Source organism: Mesorhizobium sp. M0159 (assembly GCF_040322295.1).
Classification (GTDB): domain Bacteria; phylum Pseudomonadota; class Alphaproteobacteria; order Rhizobiales; family Rhizobiaceae; genus Mesorhizobium.
The window spans coordinates 55,827-72,824 of sequence record NZ_JAMYTF010000032.1 but is presented as its reverse complement, the minus strand read 5'-3'; the positions used below and the strand labels follow the sequence as shown (position 1 = coordinate 72,824).

Below are 16,998 nucleotides of genomic sequence, written 5' to 3'. Positions count from 1 at the left end.
CAATGTCACCACCGTGCCATGGCCGCTCGCCCCTCAGAGCAAGCGCCGTTCTCTCTCCAAAACTTTTTGCAGAACCTTCAGCACACTATCCTGATTTCCATAATGACGCTACACGTGTCGGCCCTTGATACCTGCGTGAGGGGAGCTGTGCAAAGACCGGTTCTCGGGGCGCCTCAAGCTATGTCCTTCAACGTGTCCAGCGGCCCTTTCAGAGCCGACCTGGGTTGGATCAACTCCGGCGCAATCAGGAAAATCTGCGGTGCCGCCCGGGGGTTGATCGATCAGCTCGAACTGCAATCAAACAGATTGGCGCGACCGCAAGAACGCCTCCTCAACAGTGGGTCTTGCGATATAGCGGTCTACAACTCGAACCCCGAACACGTTCGCCAATTGTTGACGTATCCGAGAAGACCCTGAGGCATAGCGAGGATTGCTATAGCTCACCTGTCGTGGCATCATGAGTTATAGAAAGGTGCTCTATAACTCATGGTATGGAATTGGGAGCAGGCTGACTGGCCGCATTTTACCTACGATAAGAAGGTATTGGAACCGCTGGAAAGCGAGTTCCTGTTGCGATCGGGCGAGTTCCTGGGCGTCTTTCGTCATGTGGGTGCCAACGATCGCGACCAGATCCGCATCGACCTTATCAGCGAAGAGGCCTTGAAGACATCCGCGATTGAAGGGGAATACCTCAACCGCGAGAGTCTGCAATCATCCTTACGCCAGCAACTTGGCCTGGGAAGCGAGATCAGGCACATTCCGCCGGCCGAGCGCGGCATCGCTGAAATGATGGCCGATGTTTACTTGCATTTCGCCGATACACTCTCGCACCGCACCCTCTACGCTTGGCACAAGATGGCGATGTCGGGTGAGCGGGGTATCGGGACCATCGGCAGCTACCGCCAGCATGCCGATGCTATGCAAATCGTTTCCAATCGGCTGGATAAGCCCAAAGTGCATTTCGAAGCGCCGCCGTCGGCCCGGGTGAAGACCGAAATGGACGCCTTCGCGGCTTGGTTCAACGTAACCGCGCCCAAAGGCAAGATACCGATTCCGGCGTTGACGCGTGCCGGAATCGCGCACCTTTATTTCGAGAGCATTCACCCGTTCGAGGATGGCAACGGGCGCATAGGGCGTGCCCTCTGCGAAAAGGCGTTGGCGCAAAGCCTGGGTGAGCCCAGTCTCATCGCTTTGGCGTACACGATTGAACGCCACCGCAAGGCCTACTACGACAATCTCGAGGCCAGCAACAAGAGCAACGCGATTACGGATTGGCTGCTCTACTTCGCTAAAACGATCCTTGAGGCGCAGCGCGTAACGCTTGCCCGTGTCGAATTCTCCGTCGCCAAGGCCAAGTTTTACGAACGCTACCACGGTCACTTCAACGAGCGACAGGAAAAGGCCATCACCCGGATGTTCCGCGAAGGTATAGATGGTTTCAAGGGCGGTCTCAGCGCCGAGAATTACATCGCCATCACTCAGGCATCTCGCGCGTCAGCGACAAGAGATTTGCAGGACCTCGTTGCCAAGGGTGCACTGATTAGAACTGGCGAACGACGATACACACGTTACGCATTGAACACTCTTGCTGGCCGAGCGTAAACCACAACAGGGACAGAAGAAGCGGGCTGTCGAAGAGCCTGCCTGCCTGGACCGTCAGCACCCAGTAGAAGCCGAACAGCGGGCGAAGCTGATGTTCGACCACCAGCGCGTGGATGAAGGGCAGAAATCGGTTTGATTTGTTCGTCGATATGACGTACATTGTCTGCGAAACATAGACCACGACAGGAGTGATCCCAATGCCGCGCAAACAGCCCCAGATCGAACGAGAGACGCCCAACCGCGTCGAACGCCTCGGATTCCGGTTGGATGAAGAGACTAAGGATCTTATCGAGCGGGCAGCGCATCTGTCACGACGCAAAGTCAGCGACTTCTGCGTCACTGCGCTCACTGACACCGCGCGCCGCACGATCGCCGAGCATGAGACGTTGGTGCTGTCCGATCGCGACCGCGCGGCATTCTTCGACGCGCTGGTCAATCCGCCAGAGCCGAGTGAGCGGCTGGTCCGCGCCTTGGCCGAGCACAAGCGCCGGGTCGCGTCCTGAGCATGGCGGCGTCTCGGTCAGATTTGAAGATCGAGGCGCTCGCGTCGCATCACGACCGGGACGGCTTTGCCTGCGGCGTCGACAGACTCGACCGTTATCTCCGGACGCAGGCAAGCCAAGATGTGCGGCGCAAGGCGAATGGGGTCTTCATTCTAGTGGAGCCTGATAAACCGGATGTCGCGCTGGGCTATTATACGCTTTGCGCAACCAGCCTTGCACAGGGCGACGTGCCGGCCGCCGCGCGCAAGCACATCCCGCGCTATCCGCTGGTCAGCGCCACGCTGATCGGACGGCTGGCGGTCTCGGAAGCCCGTCAGGGCGAACGCCTGGGTGCGATGCTTCTCGCCGACGCCGTGCGGCGCGCCTATGCGAGCGCGGCCACAGTCGGTTCCTCGATGCTGGTGGTGGATGCCATCAGCGAGCGCGCCGCTGCCTTCTATGAGGGAAACGGCTTCGTGCGGCTGCCGGACTCCCTCCGGCTCGTCCTACCGATGCACGCAATCCAGCAACTGGTGGAGCCATGATCGACGCAGCACCTACATCGCCTAACGCGGAGCCTTCGCCGTCGGACCGCGACGGGTTCGGCCACCCTGTGCTTTGCCGAAGCCCTCAGAAGCATCTCGCACACCCAGTAAAAAGACCCTCTTTCGTCGTGCTACGGCGCCCTGTCAGGTGCTCTGTCGCCCGGGCAGCCGAAGCCGGGCGACAATTTCTCAAACATCGCGTCACAGCATGCCCTGTTGCCTCTTCGACAAAACAGAACCGAAAGAAGGGAGAACTTTGTGTGCAGCGAGTGTGCACGTCGCCCTCTAAACACTGGTTCCTATCCTGATGCCGAATCTATCACTTGATACCTCAGAGTACCCTGAATGATCCAAACGAAATTCGGCAGCGGCATGGTCGGCCTTCAAAGTCCCTTAGCCGGGAAGTTGGTACGGATAGTCGGAATCTTGCAACACCCGTTTCCGAACTGGATTTTGAAGCCGTAAATGAGCGGCTATGATGAACGTGCCGAATGCAAGCAAGGTCGCGGAGGCCTCGAACAGTCGGCTTTAAAGGAGACTACGTCGATGACGAACGTGCGCGCCCTTGTCCTTGAACGCCAGCACGAACTCAAGCTGCGGGACTTCGATCTGCCACAGACCGTCGGCGCGGGCGAAGTTCGCATCAAGATCCATACGGTGGGCATCTGCGGCTCGGACGTGCACTACTACACGCATGGCCGCATCGGCCCGTTCGTGGTCGAAGCGCCGATGGTCTTGGGCCATGAAGCCGCCGGCACCGTCGTCGAAACAGGGGAAGGCGTCGAGCATCTGAAGGTCGGCGACCGCGTCTGCATGGAGCCGGGTATCCCCGATCCCAATTCGCGGGCGAGCCGGCTCGGTCTCTACAACATCGATCCAGCGGTCAGGTTCTGGGCAACGCCGCCGATCCACGGTGTGTTGACGCCCTATGTCGTCCACCCCGCCAACTACACTTTCAAACTGCCCGACAATGTCAGCTTCGCCGAAGGCGCCATGGTGGAGCCCTTCGCCGTCGGCATGCAGGCGGCTGCCAAAGCAAAGATCGCGCCGGGCGACACGGCGGTGGTGATTGGCGCCGGGCCGATCGGGACGATGGTGGCGATCGCGGCGCTCGCCGGCGGCTGCGCCCGCGCCGTTGTTGCAGATCTCGCCCAACCCAAGCTCGACATCGCCAGCGGCTATCAAGGCGTGATCCCGGTCAACATCCGCGACAAGAACCTGGCGGCGGAGGTAAAGCTCCTGACCGATGGCTGGGGCGCCGATGTCGTTTTCGAATGCTCTGGCTCGTCCAAGGCATGGGAGAGCCTGCTCGATCTGCCGCGGCCCGGCGGCGCGGTGGTGGTGGTCGGCCTGCCGGTGGCGCCTGTGGCGCTCGACATTGCCACCGCCTCGACCAAGGAAGTCCGCATCGAGACTGTGTTCCGATATGCCCACCAATATGAGCGGGCAATCGCGCTGATGGGGTCGGGCCGGGTCGACCTAAAGCCACTCATTTCGGCGACCTTCCCCTTCGAAGATTCCATCGCCGCTTTCGACCGCGCAGTCGAAGCCCGGCCCGCGGACGTAAAGCTTCAGATCCTGTTGCCGGATTAAGGGGAGTTCCAAAAGCCCCCGGGCTGTCCTCCCGATCTCCTCGATGTTTCCCTAGCTTTCGTTGGGCGGCCAAAGTTGGCGGCGGCCCTGAGTGCTTTTGATGTTGGTCCACCGCATTTACCGGCGGCGATCCCTCCAAAAACAACTTCATACCCGGCGATGACAGGATCTACCACGAGCAAATCCCTTGAGCGCTGACGGACCCGACACTTGACAAATCGGCGGCCGTCCGACAGTTCTTAACAAAAGGCACAACAAACTTACAAAAGTTCAAGTTGGCACAATCTGGCCGATAGGGAGAAGGCCGATGCGTCTCTGTGACCGAGCGGAGATTTGCACGTGAGCAGCGCTATCCTCACGCGGCCGACTTCCAGGTGGGCCCTACCCCGGTTCATGACGGCCGAGCATCCTTTTCCCTGGCTCGCGCCGATCACGGTGATGCTTCTCGTTTTCGGCATCTATCCCCTCGCCTATTCAGTCTGGCTGTCGTTTCACAAACGCAATGTCGTTTCCCGTCAGCTTGACTTCGCCGGGCTCCACCAATGGACGCGCGCCTTCTCGGATGCGCGTATGTGGCATTCGTTGGAAACCACGCTGATCTACACCTTCGTCGCGCTTGCGGTTCAGCTTGCGCTCGGCATCCTCATTGCCCTTCTGCTTGACACCGATCGCAAAGGTTACGGGGTGCTGCGGGCGCTGATGACACTGCCGCTGGTGGTGCCGCCGGCGGTGACCGGAATGATGTTCCTGCTGATGCAGGACGGTTCTTTCGGTGTCCTGTCGTTCTACCTCTATGCCCTCGACCTGATCTCGCCGGCACAGCCGATCCTGACGCAGCCCGGAACCGCATTGGCGGCGATCCTGCTGGCAGACATATGGCAGTGGACGCCGTTCATGGTGCTCATCATCCTGGCAGGGCTCAGGGCGCTGCCGAAGGAACCTTTCGAAGCCGCCGCGATCGACGGTGCCAACGGCATCCAGACGTTCTTGCGCCTCACATTGCCGATGCTGCGCAAGGTGATAGCGGTCGCGGTGCTGATCCGCGGCGTCGATCTCTTTCGCATCTACGACTACGTCTACATCATCACCGCCGGCGGGCCTGGCACGGCCACCGAGACGCTTTCATTCTACGCTGGCCGTATCTACTTCACCGGAGACTTTCCCTATGCCGCGACCCTGTCGCTGATCGTGCTCGTCGTCTTGATCGTCGTGTCGAACCTCTTCGTCAGGCTGTTCAAGGTGAGGTTCTGATGGAGTCGTCGCGCGCCCAAACGATCGGCCGTGACGTCCTCGCCGTCCTGGTGGTGGCGATCTTTATGTTCCCGATCGCGTGGTGGGCCCTGTCGTCCATCAAACCCTATTCGGCGATCTTCGACCGCAGCGGACCGGTCTACACCGGTTTCACGCCAACGCCGGACAATTACCGTGTGACGTTGCTTGGCGTTTCGCGCGTCGACATCGGCATGGAACAGGGCGGCGAGGCGGCCGGGGTCATCAAGGGTGGCGCCAGTTCCTATGATTCCCGTCAGTCGTTGCTCGATAGCGCCATCATAGCCGTCGGATCGACGGCGCTGACGCTGCTGCTGGCAACGCTGGCCGCCTATTGCCTGTCGCGAATGCAGTTCAGCGGCCAGCAGTCCTTCCTGTTCTGGATTCTCTCGCAACGCTTCATGCCGCCAATCGCGATCGTCATTCCGATCGTTTTCATGTTCCGCGATCTCGGCTTGCGCGATACTTATACGGGGCTCATCCTCGTTCACAGTTTGATTAACCTGCCGCTGGCGGTTTTGCTTTTGAAGTCGTTCTTCGACGATGTTCCGCGCGAGATTGATGAGGCGGCGCTGATTGACGGCGCGACGCGCTGGCAGACGTTTCGACGCGTCGTCCTTCCCATGGTCAAGGGCGGCATCGCTGCGACGGCCGTGCTGTGTTTCATCTTTTCGTGGACCGAGTTCCTGCTCTCACTGTTTCTGACAACGTCGATCCGCACTGTGCCGGTGAAGATCTCGACCTTTGTCACATCGACCGCGACCGAGTGGGGCTACATCACAGCGCTCGGCACATCCGCGATCATACCCAGCTTCATCTTTATCCTGCTGGTTCAACGGCATCTGGTCCGCGGCCTCACCCTCGGATCCCTGAAGGAGTGAGGCGCAGACGAGAAGAACGACGACAAAAACGCAATGGAGGAACGATCATGAGCTTCAGTGAACACGACAAGAAGACATTCGTCGCCGATACCTGCAATGACTTTACGGCGCGCCGAATAAGCAAACGCGACTTCATGAGGAAGATGGCGCTCGCTGGTGTCGGCTTTTCCGCCTTCGGATCAGCCATGCTAGGTGGTGGCCGCACCAGTCGGGGGATGCTGGGCCTCGGGGTTGAAGAAGCCCGCGCCCAGGACGCCGATATGCTGAAGTGGCTGGCCGACGTCGGCAAACCATATGCCGGCACCAAAATCCGCTACACTTCGGAAGCGACGCCGCCAACGATCGTTGCCAACCAGCTTGTCGCGGGTGAATTCACCAAGGCAACCGGCATTGAGGTGGAAGTCGAGATCGTGCCGCTGGAGCAGGTTCTCGCCAAGGCGACGCAAGACGTACAGGGCCAACTTGGCACCTACGACGTCTACTATCTCGACCAGTCCTGGATGGCGACATTTGCCCAGGATGTCGTCGATCCGCGCGAGTATTATGACCAGAACAAAGAACTGGCGATGCCCAACTTCGACTGGGACGATTTCTCCAAGCCGCTGGTCGACGGCATCGCCATGTACAACGGCAAACAGTGCGGAATTCCATTCGATATTCCGATCTTCATCCTGATGTACCGCAAGGATCTTTTCGACAAACACAACATTGCGCTGCCGACAGACCTCGACGCCTACCTCAAGGCCGTGCAGGCGCTCACGGAGGCAGAAAAAAGCAACGGCATCTTCGGCACAGCATGCCAGGCGAAGTCCGGCCATTATTCGCTGGAATGCGACTGGACCTTCGCATTGTGGGGCCATGGCGGTTCGATCTTCAACAAAGACAAGAAGTTTGTCGGCAATGACGAGCGCGGCGTGGCCGGGCTGCAATTCTATCAGGAGCTGGTCAAGAACTCGCCGCCCTCCGCGACGACTTGGACCTGGGACGGGCAGGGACAGGCACTGACACAGGGTCAGGCCGCTATGGCAATCACCTGGGGCGAAGATTTCCCCGGCTTCGACGCGAACGATTCCAAGGTCAAAGGCCTGTTCGAGGCCCTGCCCGCGCCCAAGGAGGTTCCTGGCCGTCGCGCCGCCGCCGATTGCGGCTTCAACGAAATCCCGGCCGTTGGTCACCAAGGTGGCTCGACGATTTCGCTGTCGCAATATTCCAAGAACAAGGAAGCAGCATGGCTGTTCATGCAGTGGGTCTGCTCGAAGGATGTGATGGCGCGGGTATCGACGCTCGGCGGCGGCGCCTCGCCGATGCGCAATTCCTCTTTTACAGATCCTCGGGTCAAGGCGAAGGCCGTTGTCGGCCCCGGAACGACACGCCATTTCGACGCGATCAAATACACTATCGACAATCAGATGGGATCTGAGCCGGACATGCCGATCTGGGCGGATCTGTCGAACAACGACATTCCGGTTGAGCTCGGCAAGTTGCTTACGGGCCAAGACTATGGCGGCGATGCCAAGGCATGCCTGGATGCCATTGCCGGCATTGTCGACGGCAAAGTCAAGGACGCCGGTCTTTAGCGGCTAGTCGGTGATTTGGGCGAAGGCGGCTTCGGCCGCCCTCGCCGTTTGGTAATGTGGCGGCAATGGTTCCTGATCTCGTCATCGGCATTGATTCCTCGACCTCGGCAACCAAGGCGATCGCCTGGGACCGCAATGGTCTGGCCGTGGCCGAAGGTCGTGCACCGCTTGCAATGTCCAACCCGCGTTCGGGCTATTTCGAGCAGGATCCGGCCGAGTGGTGGACCTCGACGGTCGCAGCGCTGCGCGCCGTGACGTCAACGGTTTCGCCGGCACGCATTGCCGCCCTTGCGATTGCCAACCAGCGCGAAAGCTTCGGACTTTTCGACGAGCAAGGCGAAGCGGTCGGGCCGGCGACGCTCTGGCTCGATGAGCGCGCCCGGCGGAAGGCACGCCGCTTCGGCGAGAGCTTCGGCGCGGCACGCGTCCACGCAATATCCGGCAAGCCGCTGGACGTCATTCCTTGCCTTTACCGCATGATCTGGTTTCGCGAGGAAGAGCCCGAGATTTTTGCCCGGGTGGAGCGAATGGCCGAAGTCCACGGCTATCTGGTCTTTCGCTTGAGCGGCCGGTGGGTGACGTCCACCGCATCCGCGGACCCGATGGGCATACTCGATATGCGAGCTATGGACTGGTCGAACGAAATACTGGAGGCAGCGGGCGTCGCCCGGCGCATGATGCCGGATCTCGCGCGGCCCGGCACCGTTCTGGGTCAACTGACTTCGGAAGCGGCCATTTCGACGGGTCTGCGCGAGGGCACGCCGATCGTAGCCGGCGGCGGCGATGGTCAATGCGCCGGCACGGGCGCTGGTGTGTTGCAGCCGCGATGCGCTTACATCAACCTCGGCACGGCGGTCGTCTCCGGCAGCTTCGGCACGGACTACGTCCACGACCAGGCCTTCCGCACCGAAACGGCGGTCGCCGATGATGGCTATATCTACGAGACGTGCCTTCGCGCCGGCACTTTTCTTGTCGACTGGATGGCGCGCGAGATGCTTGGCGTCGATCTGCATGGTGCAAATGATGCCCTGGAGACGCTCGAGGCCGAAGCCGCTGCCAGCCCGATCGGCGCAGGCGGCATAATGCTCCTGCCCTACTGGCAGGGCGTCATGGACCCACACTGGGATAGTGCGGCCCGTGGTGTGATTGCCGGGCTTTCGGGCTCGAGCCGCCGCGGCGACATCTATCGCGCCGTGCTGGAAGGCATAGCGCTGCATCAGGCCGCGACAAGTCAGCGGGCGGCTGCGGCTGCCGCCCAGACCATCGACCAGTTCATAGCGATCGGCGGAGGAGCGAAGTCCGACCTGTGGATGCAAATTCTGGCGGATGCACTCGATCGTCCCATAAAGCGTTCGACGACCGTCGAAGCCTCCTCGCTTGGGGCGGCGATGGCGGCGGCAAAGGGGGTGGGCTGGTTTTCCACCATCGCCGAAGCGTCGCTCGCAATGGCCAGCGAGCCGGCCAAAACCTTCGAACCGGACACGAAACGGGCCGCGCTTTACGCCGAACTTCTTGCGATCCATGCCGATCTTTGGCCAACGCTTTCAGCCTGGAACCAGCGCCTCGCGGCCTTCATGGAGGCCGATCATGGCTGAAACGACCAACTGGAACGCCTTGATCGAGGACGTTGTCGCGGGACGCTGGACAAATCCCAAGACCGGCGCGGCAGCAGACCTGCCGTTCCAGACGATCGAACTGCTGGAGACGACGGAGGGCCGCGAGGCGGATCTCGTTGCGCCCCTGGCGCTAGGCAGCCGCATCGCTGTTGTGTCGGATATCAACACCGTCGATGTGATGGGCACGCGCGTCGCGAAGGCGCTGCGTGCCATCGCCGACATCGATGAAATCGTGCTGCCTGACGGCCTCGACTGCGATGAGGCAATGATCCAGATGGTCAGGGAGAAGACGCGTCACGCCGACGGGGTCGTGGCCGTCGGGTCGGGCGTCCTCAACGACGGCTGCAAGCATGCAACCTTTCTCGACGAGCGGCCCTATGCCGTCTTCGGCACGGCCGCCTCGATGAATGGCTACGGCGCCTCGACAGCGTCGGTGACCTTGGCCTCCGGGCTCAAGATCTCGCTGCCCTCGCATGCTCCGCGGGGCATCTTCCTGGACCTTGGCGTGTCGGCCGCAGCGCCCGCCTGGCTCAGCGCCGCCGGGCTTGGCGACAGCCTCTGCCGCTCCACGGCCCAGATCGACTGGTGGGCTTCGCATCGGCTGTTCGACACTTACTATTCTGAGGTGCCCTACCTGCTGCAGGCGGGCGATGAGGAGCCGATGCTGGCCCATGCGCCTGGCCTTGCCAGGCATGACGTCACCGCTGTCGGGCATCTCCAGCGCGTCCTGACGCTGTGCTCGATGGGCGTGTGCTTTGCCGGCGTTTCCCATCCCGGGTCCATGGGAGAGCACCAGATTTCCCATTGGGTCGACATGTTCGCGGGAGAGCGTCATCCCGGCACCACGCATGGTCAGCAGGTTGGGGTTGCCTCGCTGGTCATGGCGCGTCTGCAAGCGCGGCTGCTGGACATGAAAGAGCCGCCGCAGGTGAAGCCGACCGCCATCGACGAAGCGGCGATGCTGGCCCGCTATGGCGCGCAGCTTGGACCACTTTGCATTGCCGAGACGAAGAAGACGGCACTCGACGCCAGCCAGACGGAAATCTTCAACCGCAGGCTTGCGGAAATCTGGCCGGCGCTGCGCCAGGAGGTTCGGCCCATGGCAATGCCGGTCGCCCGCATGGAGGCAGCACTCAAGGCTGCGGGAGGGCCGGTCACCGGCGCGGAACTAGGCCTGCCGCGAGCGCTTTGGCACGACGCCATTCACTATTCGCGGGAAATCCGCGGTCGATGGTCCTTCATCAATCTGGCCGCCGATGCGGGACTCTTGGAAGAGTTTCTGGAGAGCGAATGGTGAGAGCGCATCCGATCGCCAATAGCTCGCATAGCGAAAATGCGATCCAACCGGCAAGGGCAATCGAAGGGTAGCAATTTATGGCGTCCGTCACCATCAGCAACATAAAGAAGGACTATGGCGCTCTCTCGATTATCGATGGACTCGATCTCTCGATCGAGGATGGCCAGTTCGTCGTTCTGTTGGGGCCGTCCGGCTGCGGCAAGTCCACGCTGTTACGCATGATAGCCGGTCTCGAGCCCATCACATCCGGTGATATCGCCATAGGCGACAGGGTCGTCAACACGCTCCATCCCAAAGACCGCAATATTGCGATGGTCTTCCAGAATTACGCGCTTTATGCGCACATGACCGTCTTCGACAACATGGCCTTTTCCATGCAGTTGAAGAAACGCCCAACCGAAGAAATCAAACAGAAGGTCGGATGGGCGGCGGCGATCCTCAATCTGACCCCCTATCTGGAACGGTACCCTCGCCAGCTTTCGGGCGGTCAGCGGCAGCGCGTCGCCATGGGCCGCGCCATCGTGCGGGACCCAACTGTGTTCCTGTTCGACGAACCGCTGTCCAATCTCGATGCCAAGCTGCGGGTGCAGATGCGCACCGAAATCAAGGAACTCCACCAGCGGCTGAAGACCACCACCGTCTATGTCACGCATGACCAGATCGAGGCCATGACCATGGCCGATGTCATCGTCATCATGCGCGACGGCCATATCGAGCAGATCGGGCGCCCGCTCGATGTCTACGATCGCCCGGCAAACCTCTTCGTCGCCTCTTTCATCGGCTCGCCCGCAATGAACATGTTCCATGGCGAGGTGGCTTCCGAGCGCGACGCCTGGGTGGTGCGGACCGACGAGCTATCCCTCCCGCTCCCGCCAGGGGCTGCGGTCCGGCCCGGCCAAAAGGTGATCTACGGCATTCGCCCCGAACATCTTCGACCAGTGGCCGACGGGCGCGGCATTCCGGCGAGGATTACGGTTGTCGAGCCGACTGGCCCCGAAATTCACATCTTTGCCGGCATGGGCAACACCGCGATCTGCTCGGTGCTGCATGACCGCATGGAGCTCTCTCCTGGAGCTGTGATCCATCTGGAGCCGGCGCCTGAGCGAATCCACCTGTTCGACCAAGGTAGCGGCGAGCGGCTGGACAAGGGAAGAAGTTGAATGGCGCGGATCATCACCCTCGGCGCCGGCGTCATGGGCTCTGCCATGACGCTTCCGGCCGCTCACGCTGGTAACCGCATCACTCTTGTCGGGACCCATCTCGATGAGGAGATCGTCGGCTCGGTGGCCAGCACAAGTCATCACCCACGCCTCAACATCACTCTGCCTGATGTGGTAACCGCCTGTTCCTGGACCGAATTCGGGGCGGCGATGAACGATGGACCCGATCTGCTTGTACTCGGCGTCTCGTCGGCCGGCATTCCTTGGGCGATCGACCGCATTGCAGAAAGCATCAAGTCGCCCGTGCCGATACTGATGATTACGAAAGGACTTGCAGCAAGCGACGAAGGCGTGGAAATCCTGCCACATCTGCTTGCCCGCGAGATCGAGCAACGCACTGGCTTCTCGGTCCCTGTGATGGCCGTCGGCGGACCGTGCATTGCCGGCGAACTGGCGGCACAGCGCGACACCTCTGTGATCGTGGCCGGGCACGATCCCGACCAGGTCGCCGCGGCGTCCCGCATTCTGCGCGCGCCCTTCTATCATACGCGATCGTCATCCGATCTCGTCGGCGTCGAGATCTGCGCCGCTTTCAAGAATTTCTACACACTCGCCGTTGGTGCTCCCGTCGGGCTGCTCGAGCGCGACGGCAAGGCGCCCAATGGCGCACTCATGCACAACCTAGCCTCGTCACTTTTCTCGCAGTCCCTCGCAGAGATGGCGATTCTGGTCGAAGCTCTGGGTGGAAAGGTCGAAACAGTGCTGGGGCTGGCCGGCTCCGGCGATCTTTATGTGACCTGCCAGGCGGGCCGTAACGGTCGCATGGGGCGCCTGCTCGGCCGCGGCCTGCCTTATTCCGTGGCGAAGCGCGAACATATGAGTTCGGACACGGTCGAGGGCGCGCAACTGGCGCTGGACCTTGGTCCGACTTTGAAGAATATGATGGCCCGGGGTGTACTTCCCCACGATCGCCTGCCGCTGACGACTGCCATCATCGACGCAATTTGCCATGATGCTCCGCTGGTTTTGTCCTTCGACCGCTATCATCGAGGCTAGCGGAGCCGGGAAACTCGATTGATGCCTCATATCCATGAGCACATGGCTCCGCCGAGCCCGCTCTGGACCCGCTGCCGCGGAGTGGACAGGATGATCTGATGGAGAAACCAGCACGAAAGAAACGCGACGGCCGCCCTGCCGTAACGAGTTCCGTCACGTCCGATCGCGAGGAAGGGCTGCTCGTGCGCGCCGCCTGGCTTGCTTATGTCGGTGACCTCACCCAGGCGCAAATCGCCAAGTCTCTTGGCCTGACACGCCTTCGCGTCAACCGGATGCTGGCGCATGCCCGTCAGCGGGGGATCGTTCAGATTCGCATCAATTCCAAGGTGGCGAACTGCATCGAGCTGGAGAACCGGCTGCGGGACGCCTATGGCGTTTCCGACCCAATCGTGGTTCCGACACCGCCTGATCCTGCCCTGGTGCCACAGGTCATCGCAGCCGCTGCCGGTGAAGCCCTGTCGCATAGAATCCGTGACGGGATATCGGTGGGCGTGGGATGGGGACGGACGCTCCAGCTTAGTCTGCGGTCAGTGACCGTACGCCCCGTCAGAGGGATGTCGGTCGTTTCCCTGCTCGGCGGGCTCACGCGTGGATCGGCGATCAACATCTATGAAATCGCGTCGCGGCTCGCGGCGCTTTTCGATGCGGAATGCTTCTACATCGCGGCACCGGTGTTCACGGATACGGAGGCCACGCGCGATCTGCTTATGCGCCAGTCCATTCTGGAAGACGCCTTCACCCATGCCCGCGACGTTGACGCCGCTTTCGTTTCGGTGGGCGCGGTGCACAAGGACGCCACCATCTTTCGGATCGGACTGGTAGGAGACGATGATCTCAGATCGCTCCGCGAAGCCGGGGCGGTCGGCGATATTTGCGGCCACTGGATCGGCGCCGACGGACAACTCGTCGATCACCCGCTAAACAGCCGTGTCATCGGCCTCGCCCCCGAACATCTGCGCGACGTCGACACTGTGATCCTGCCCTCTGGCGGCCTCGACAAGGTTCCGGTCCTGCGCGCCGTGTTGCGTCTGGGAGTGGTCGATGTGCTGATCACCGACGAGAAAACCGCTGAGGCGATCCTTGCGGAAAAGCCGTAGCGCAGACGGGTCGCGGCGAGGAATTGTCTCGCACCTGAATGGTGCCAAGCTGGGCCGCGCGACATCTGCAGTGCCTGCGCAGAACGGATACACTCACTACCTATTAGCGCCGATACGCATCGCGTCATCTGCCGGAAGACCATCGCCACGGATCGCCTTGAAGACGGGACGCTGACGGTCAATCTGGGGCCGCTGGTCGCGGCCGACTTCGACTAGGTCCTGCGTGTCGAGAGTATCGCGCGCCAAGGCGCAAGCCTCGCCCGGCGAAAAACGTGCCGAGCATAGGCAGCATGTCGCCCGTTGAAGTGCAAGGTGCCGGTCAGTGATATTTCGATCGGCGCACCCCATATGAGCGGAAGAGTGTCGTAAGGATTTGCCTATGTTGATTTCGCGTTCGGGACGGTTTGCAGTTTTGCTCGTAGGGTTGTTGCTGGCGTTTTTCATGGTCGCTGTGGATCATGCCGATGCGCGCCGAGGCGGCAGCTTTGGCAGCCGCGGCACGCGCACTTTCCAGTCGATCCCGCCGACCAGAACGGCACCACAGCCGGCCGCACCGGTCGAGCGTTCGATGACGCCCAATACCGCAACCAACAATACGGCCCGCCAGCCGCAGGCATTCCAGCGCCCAGGCGTCTTCAACGGCCTCAGCGGGCCGATGATGCGGGGGCTGCTTCTCGGTGGTTTGATCGGCGTTCTTTTGGGCCATGGTTTCGGCGGCTTGGCCGGCATGTTGGGTCTTCTGCTTCAAGTACTGCTGATCGGCGGCGTGATCATGCTGGCCATCCGCTTTTTCCGCTCGCAATCGGCGTACAATCCAGCGCCCACTACGGCTCGTGCCTCGGGGGGCACAGGGAGTTTTGGGCGAAACGCAGCAGCCCGACCCGAGCCGAGCAACGCCACAGCTTTCCCTATTCCAGGCATCGGGTCAGGATTTGGCGGAACGAGCCAAGCCACCGCTTCCGATGAGATCACACTCACCAAAACCGACCTCGACACGTTCCAGCAACGGCTGACGGAAGTTCAGGAAGCATTCGGGCGCGAGGACCATGCCGCCTTGCGCCGGTTGGCAACGCCAGAAATGGTCTCCTATCTGTTCGAGGAACTTGCCGATAACGCCAAAAAGGGCCTCAGGAACGAGGTATCGGATGTGGGCCTGCTGGAGGCCGATATTGCGGAAAGTTGGCGGGAGGGTGACCGCAACTTCGCGACGGCTGCTTTGCGATATGAATCTCGCGACGTGACCCGCGATCGCATAAGCGGCAAGATCGTTGAGGGCCAGGCCGATCAGCCGACGGAGACGACCGAACTGTGGACCTTCATGCGCCAGAACGGCGGGGACTGGAAGCTCGCCGCGATCCAGCAGCCTGGCTGATTTGCTTGCCGTGATTAAAATGTCTGCCCAGAGGTTGTTCAGGTTTCGTGCTACCACTCGAAGGCCAGCGCCCTTTCCGCGCGCTTGATCTTGTCTTCGTCTTCAATCCGTCCCGGACTGATGCGGTAGCTCAGCAGGGCGCGCCGGCGTCGCCTTGGGCGGGTCTGTCAATCGATTCTTCAGCACATCAATGAGGCTTACGGTGATGGCGATCACCGCGGGGCCGAGAACAAGGCCGGATGCTCCGAACAAGACAATGCCGCCGACCGAGCCGATAAAGGCCACCACGGTGTGGAGGCGCAACCTGTTCCCGACAAGCATCGGATAGAGCAGATTGTCGATGCCACCGACAATGACGCCGCCCCAGACGGTCAATATCGCCGCGCTGGCCCAAGCCCCCTCCAGAGCGAGATAGACCGCCGCGGGCACCCAGATCACGAATGCCCCGAGCACAGGCACGATGGCAAGAAGTCCCATGACAAGGCCCCAAAATACCGGCGTGGGCAGACCGAGCCACCAGAACATCAGGCCACCTAATGTTCCCTGGACGGCGGCGACGAACACGGTGCCGAGCAGTGTCGCATGAACGGTCTCTGCAAAGCGGGACAAGATGTGCGCTGTCTCGGGAGCGCGCAGGGGCGAAAGCCCCGCGACGGCTTGCAGGCCGTGTTGGCGATCCCGCAGAAAATAGAACAGCAGATAAAATGTCAGGCCGAACATCGCGACCTGATAGATGGACCCACGCAACAGCGATGTGCTTTGTCCCGTCAGCCATTGTACGAATGCGGCGACCGAACCGGCCGGATCGAATTGGTTCTCAATCCATTGGGCAATGGTCGAAAGGGTGGGATAGTCAGACATGAAGCCGTCTGCGTCCCAACCACGGACGACCTCCTCCAGATAATTGGCTCCGTTTACCGCTTCGCGAACGAGCTGTTGGGCGACGAGTACCAGCGGCAGGCCGACGGCAATCGCAGCAACGCTTACAGATATCAATGCGGCCAGGTTTCGATTTCCGACCCGTCTCTCAACCCATCGATGAGCCGGAGCCAGGATGATTGCCAGGACGAGCGCCCAGGTCAGTGCCGGCAAAAAAGGCCACGCCAGCAGATAGCAGACATATAGACCGATCACCGCCGCTGCGAGGACGCCGAGCAGTCTCAATTGTTTCACGTCGGGTATCTGTTTCAGATCAGGCAACCTTTCGCTGTCTCGCAAGCCCAGCGAGCCTAATTGGTTTCTTGAAAAAAGGGCAGCGTCGGCCGCGGCGCCCTGCGGTGAAGCTGCAAGGAGCGCTTGGCGTGATCACCGAGGCGGGTCAGCTCAAAGGATTGACGATGAAAATCGGCTTTCGCGCTGACGCCGGCGTTGATGAGCGCGCCACCAGGTGCATTGGGAATTTCTCGCCTAGGAGCCACGATCCGGCCGAGATGACGAGGAATATTGCCGGA

General features: G+C 61.1%; 15 protein-coding genes. 14 read left to right on the top strand and 1 reads right to left on the bottom strand.

What is annotated here, in order from left to right:
* The first annotated feature begins 486 nt into the window (after nt 1-486).
* From NKJ32_RS25410 to NKJ32_RS25345, 14 genes are all read left to right on the top strand, one after another.
* Nucleotides 487-1,602 (top strand): Fic family protein, encoded by a 1,116-nt coding sequence (locus tag NKJ32_RS25410; RefSeq protein WP_352623461.1) that lies wholly within the window; start codon nt 487-489, stop codon nt 1,600-1,602.
* Nucleotides 1,586-1,738: a hypothetical protein gene (locus NKJ32_RS25405; protein ID WP_352455515.1), complete on the top strand. Its 153-nt coding sequence runs from the start codon at nt 1,586-1,588 to the stop codon at nt 1,736-1,738. The genes NKJ32_RS25410 and NKJ32_RS25405 overlap by 17 nt, the downstream gene beginning before the upstream one ends.
* A 61-nt stretch (nt 1,739-1,799) precedes the next feature.
* On the top strand, nt 1,800-2,105 hold the full coding sequence (locus tag NKJ32_RS25400) for a type II toxin-antitoxin system TacA family antitoxin (protein ID WP_352455514.1): 306 nt from the start codon (nt 1,800-1,802) through the stop codon (nt 2,103-2,105).
* Nucleotides 2,106-2,128: 23 nt separating this feature from the next.
* On the top strand, nt 2,129-2,629 hold the full coding sequence (locus NKJ32_RS25395) for a GNAT family N-acetyltransferase (protein WP_352786525.1): 501 nt from the start codon (nt 2,129-2,131) through the stop codon (nt 2,627-2,629).
* Between the two features lie 546 nt (nt 2,630-3,175).
* Nucleotides 3,176-4,222: an NAD(P)-dependent alcohol dehydrogenase gene (locus NKJ32_RS25390; protein ID WP_352786526.1), complete on the top strand. Its 1,047-nt coding sequence runs from the start codon at nt 3,176-3,178 to the stop codon at nt 4,220-4,222.
* Nucleotides 4,223-4,561: 339 nt separating this feature from the next.
* Complete coding sequence (locus NKJ32_RS25385) at nt 4,562-5,473, top strand: carbohydrate ABC transporter permease (protein WP_292655834.1); 912 nt, start codon at nt 4,562-4,564, stop codon at nt 5,471-5,473.
* Entirely contained in the window at nt 5,473-6,372 is a 900-nt protein-coding gene (locus NKJ32_RS25380) for a carbohydrate ABC transporter permease (protein ID WP_352592721.1), read from the top strand. The genes NKJ32_RS25385 and NKJ32_RS25380 overlap by 1 nt, the downstream gene beginning before the upstream one ends.
* 47 nt (nt 6,373-6,419) lie before the next feature.
* Entirely contained in the window at nt 6,420-7,949 is a 1,530-nt protein-coding gene (locus tag NKJ32_RS25375; RefSeq protein ID WP_352592724.1) for an ABC transporter substrate-binding protein, read from the top strand.
* Nucleotides 7,950-8,014: 65 nt separating this feature from the next.
* Nucleotides 8,015-9,544, top strand: a complete 1,530-nt coding sequence (locus tag NKJ32_RS25370) for a xylulokinase (RefSeq protein WP_352786527.1) — start codon at nt 8,015-8,017, stop codon at nt 9,542-9,544.
* The gene (locus NKJ32_RS25365) at nt 9,537-10,862 is read left to right on the top strand and encodes an iron-containing alcohol dehydrogenase (RefSeq protein WP_352786528.1); all 1,326 of its coding nucleotides are present in this window, start codon (nt 9,537-9,539) and stop codon (nt 10,860-10,862) included. Before NKJ32_RS25370 ends, NKJ32_RS25365 begins: the two co-directional genes overlap by 8 nt.
* Nucleotides 10,863-10,939: 77 nt before the next feature.
* Nucleotides 10,940-12,022 carry an ABC transporter ATP-binding protein gene (locus NKJ32_RS25360; protein WP_352786529.1) on the top strand — a complete coding sequence of 361 codons (1,083 nt, stop codon included), beginning with the start codon at nt 10,940-10,942 and terminating at the stop codon, nt 12,020-12,022.
* Nucleotides 12,023-13,078, top strand: a complete 1,056-nt coding sequence (locus NKJ32_RS25355; protein ID WP_352592736.1) for a hypothetical protein — start codon at nt 12,023-12,025, stop codon at nt 13,076-13,078.
* Nucleotides 13,079-13,260: 182 nt separating this feature from the next.
* Nucleotides 13,261-14,175: a sugar-binding transcriptional regulator gene (locus NKJ32_RS25350; RefSeq protein ID WP_352592739.1), complete on the top strand. Its 915-nt coding sequence runs from the start codon at nt 13,261-13,263 to the stop codon at nt 14,173-14,175.
* 382 nt (nt 14,176-14,557) lie between these two features.
* On the top strand, nt 14,558-15,547 hold the full coding sequence (locus NKJ32_RS25345; RefSeq protein ID WP_352786606.1) for a TIM44-like domain-containing protein: 990 nt from the start codon (nt 14,558-14,560) through the stop codon (nt 15,545-15,547).
* A 102-nt stretch (nt 15,548-15,649) separates the two neighbouring features.
* On the opposite strand, the gene NKJ32_RS25340 is transcribed toward NKJ32_RS25345, so the two are convergent.
* The gene (locus NKJ32_RS25340; protein WP_352592742.1) at nt 15,650-16,747 is read right to left on the bottom strand and encodes an AI-2E family transporter; all 1,098 of its coding nucleotides are present in this window, start codon (nt 16,745-16,747) and stop codon (nt 15,650-15,652) included.
* Nucleotides 16,748-16,998 lie beyond the last annotated feature (251 nt).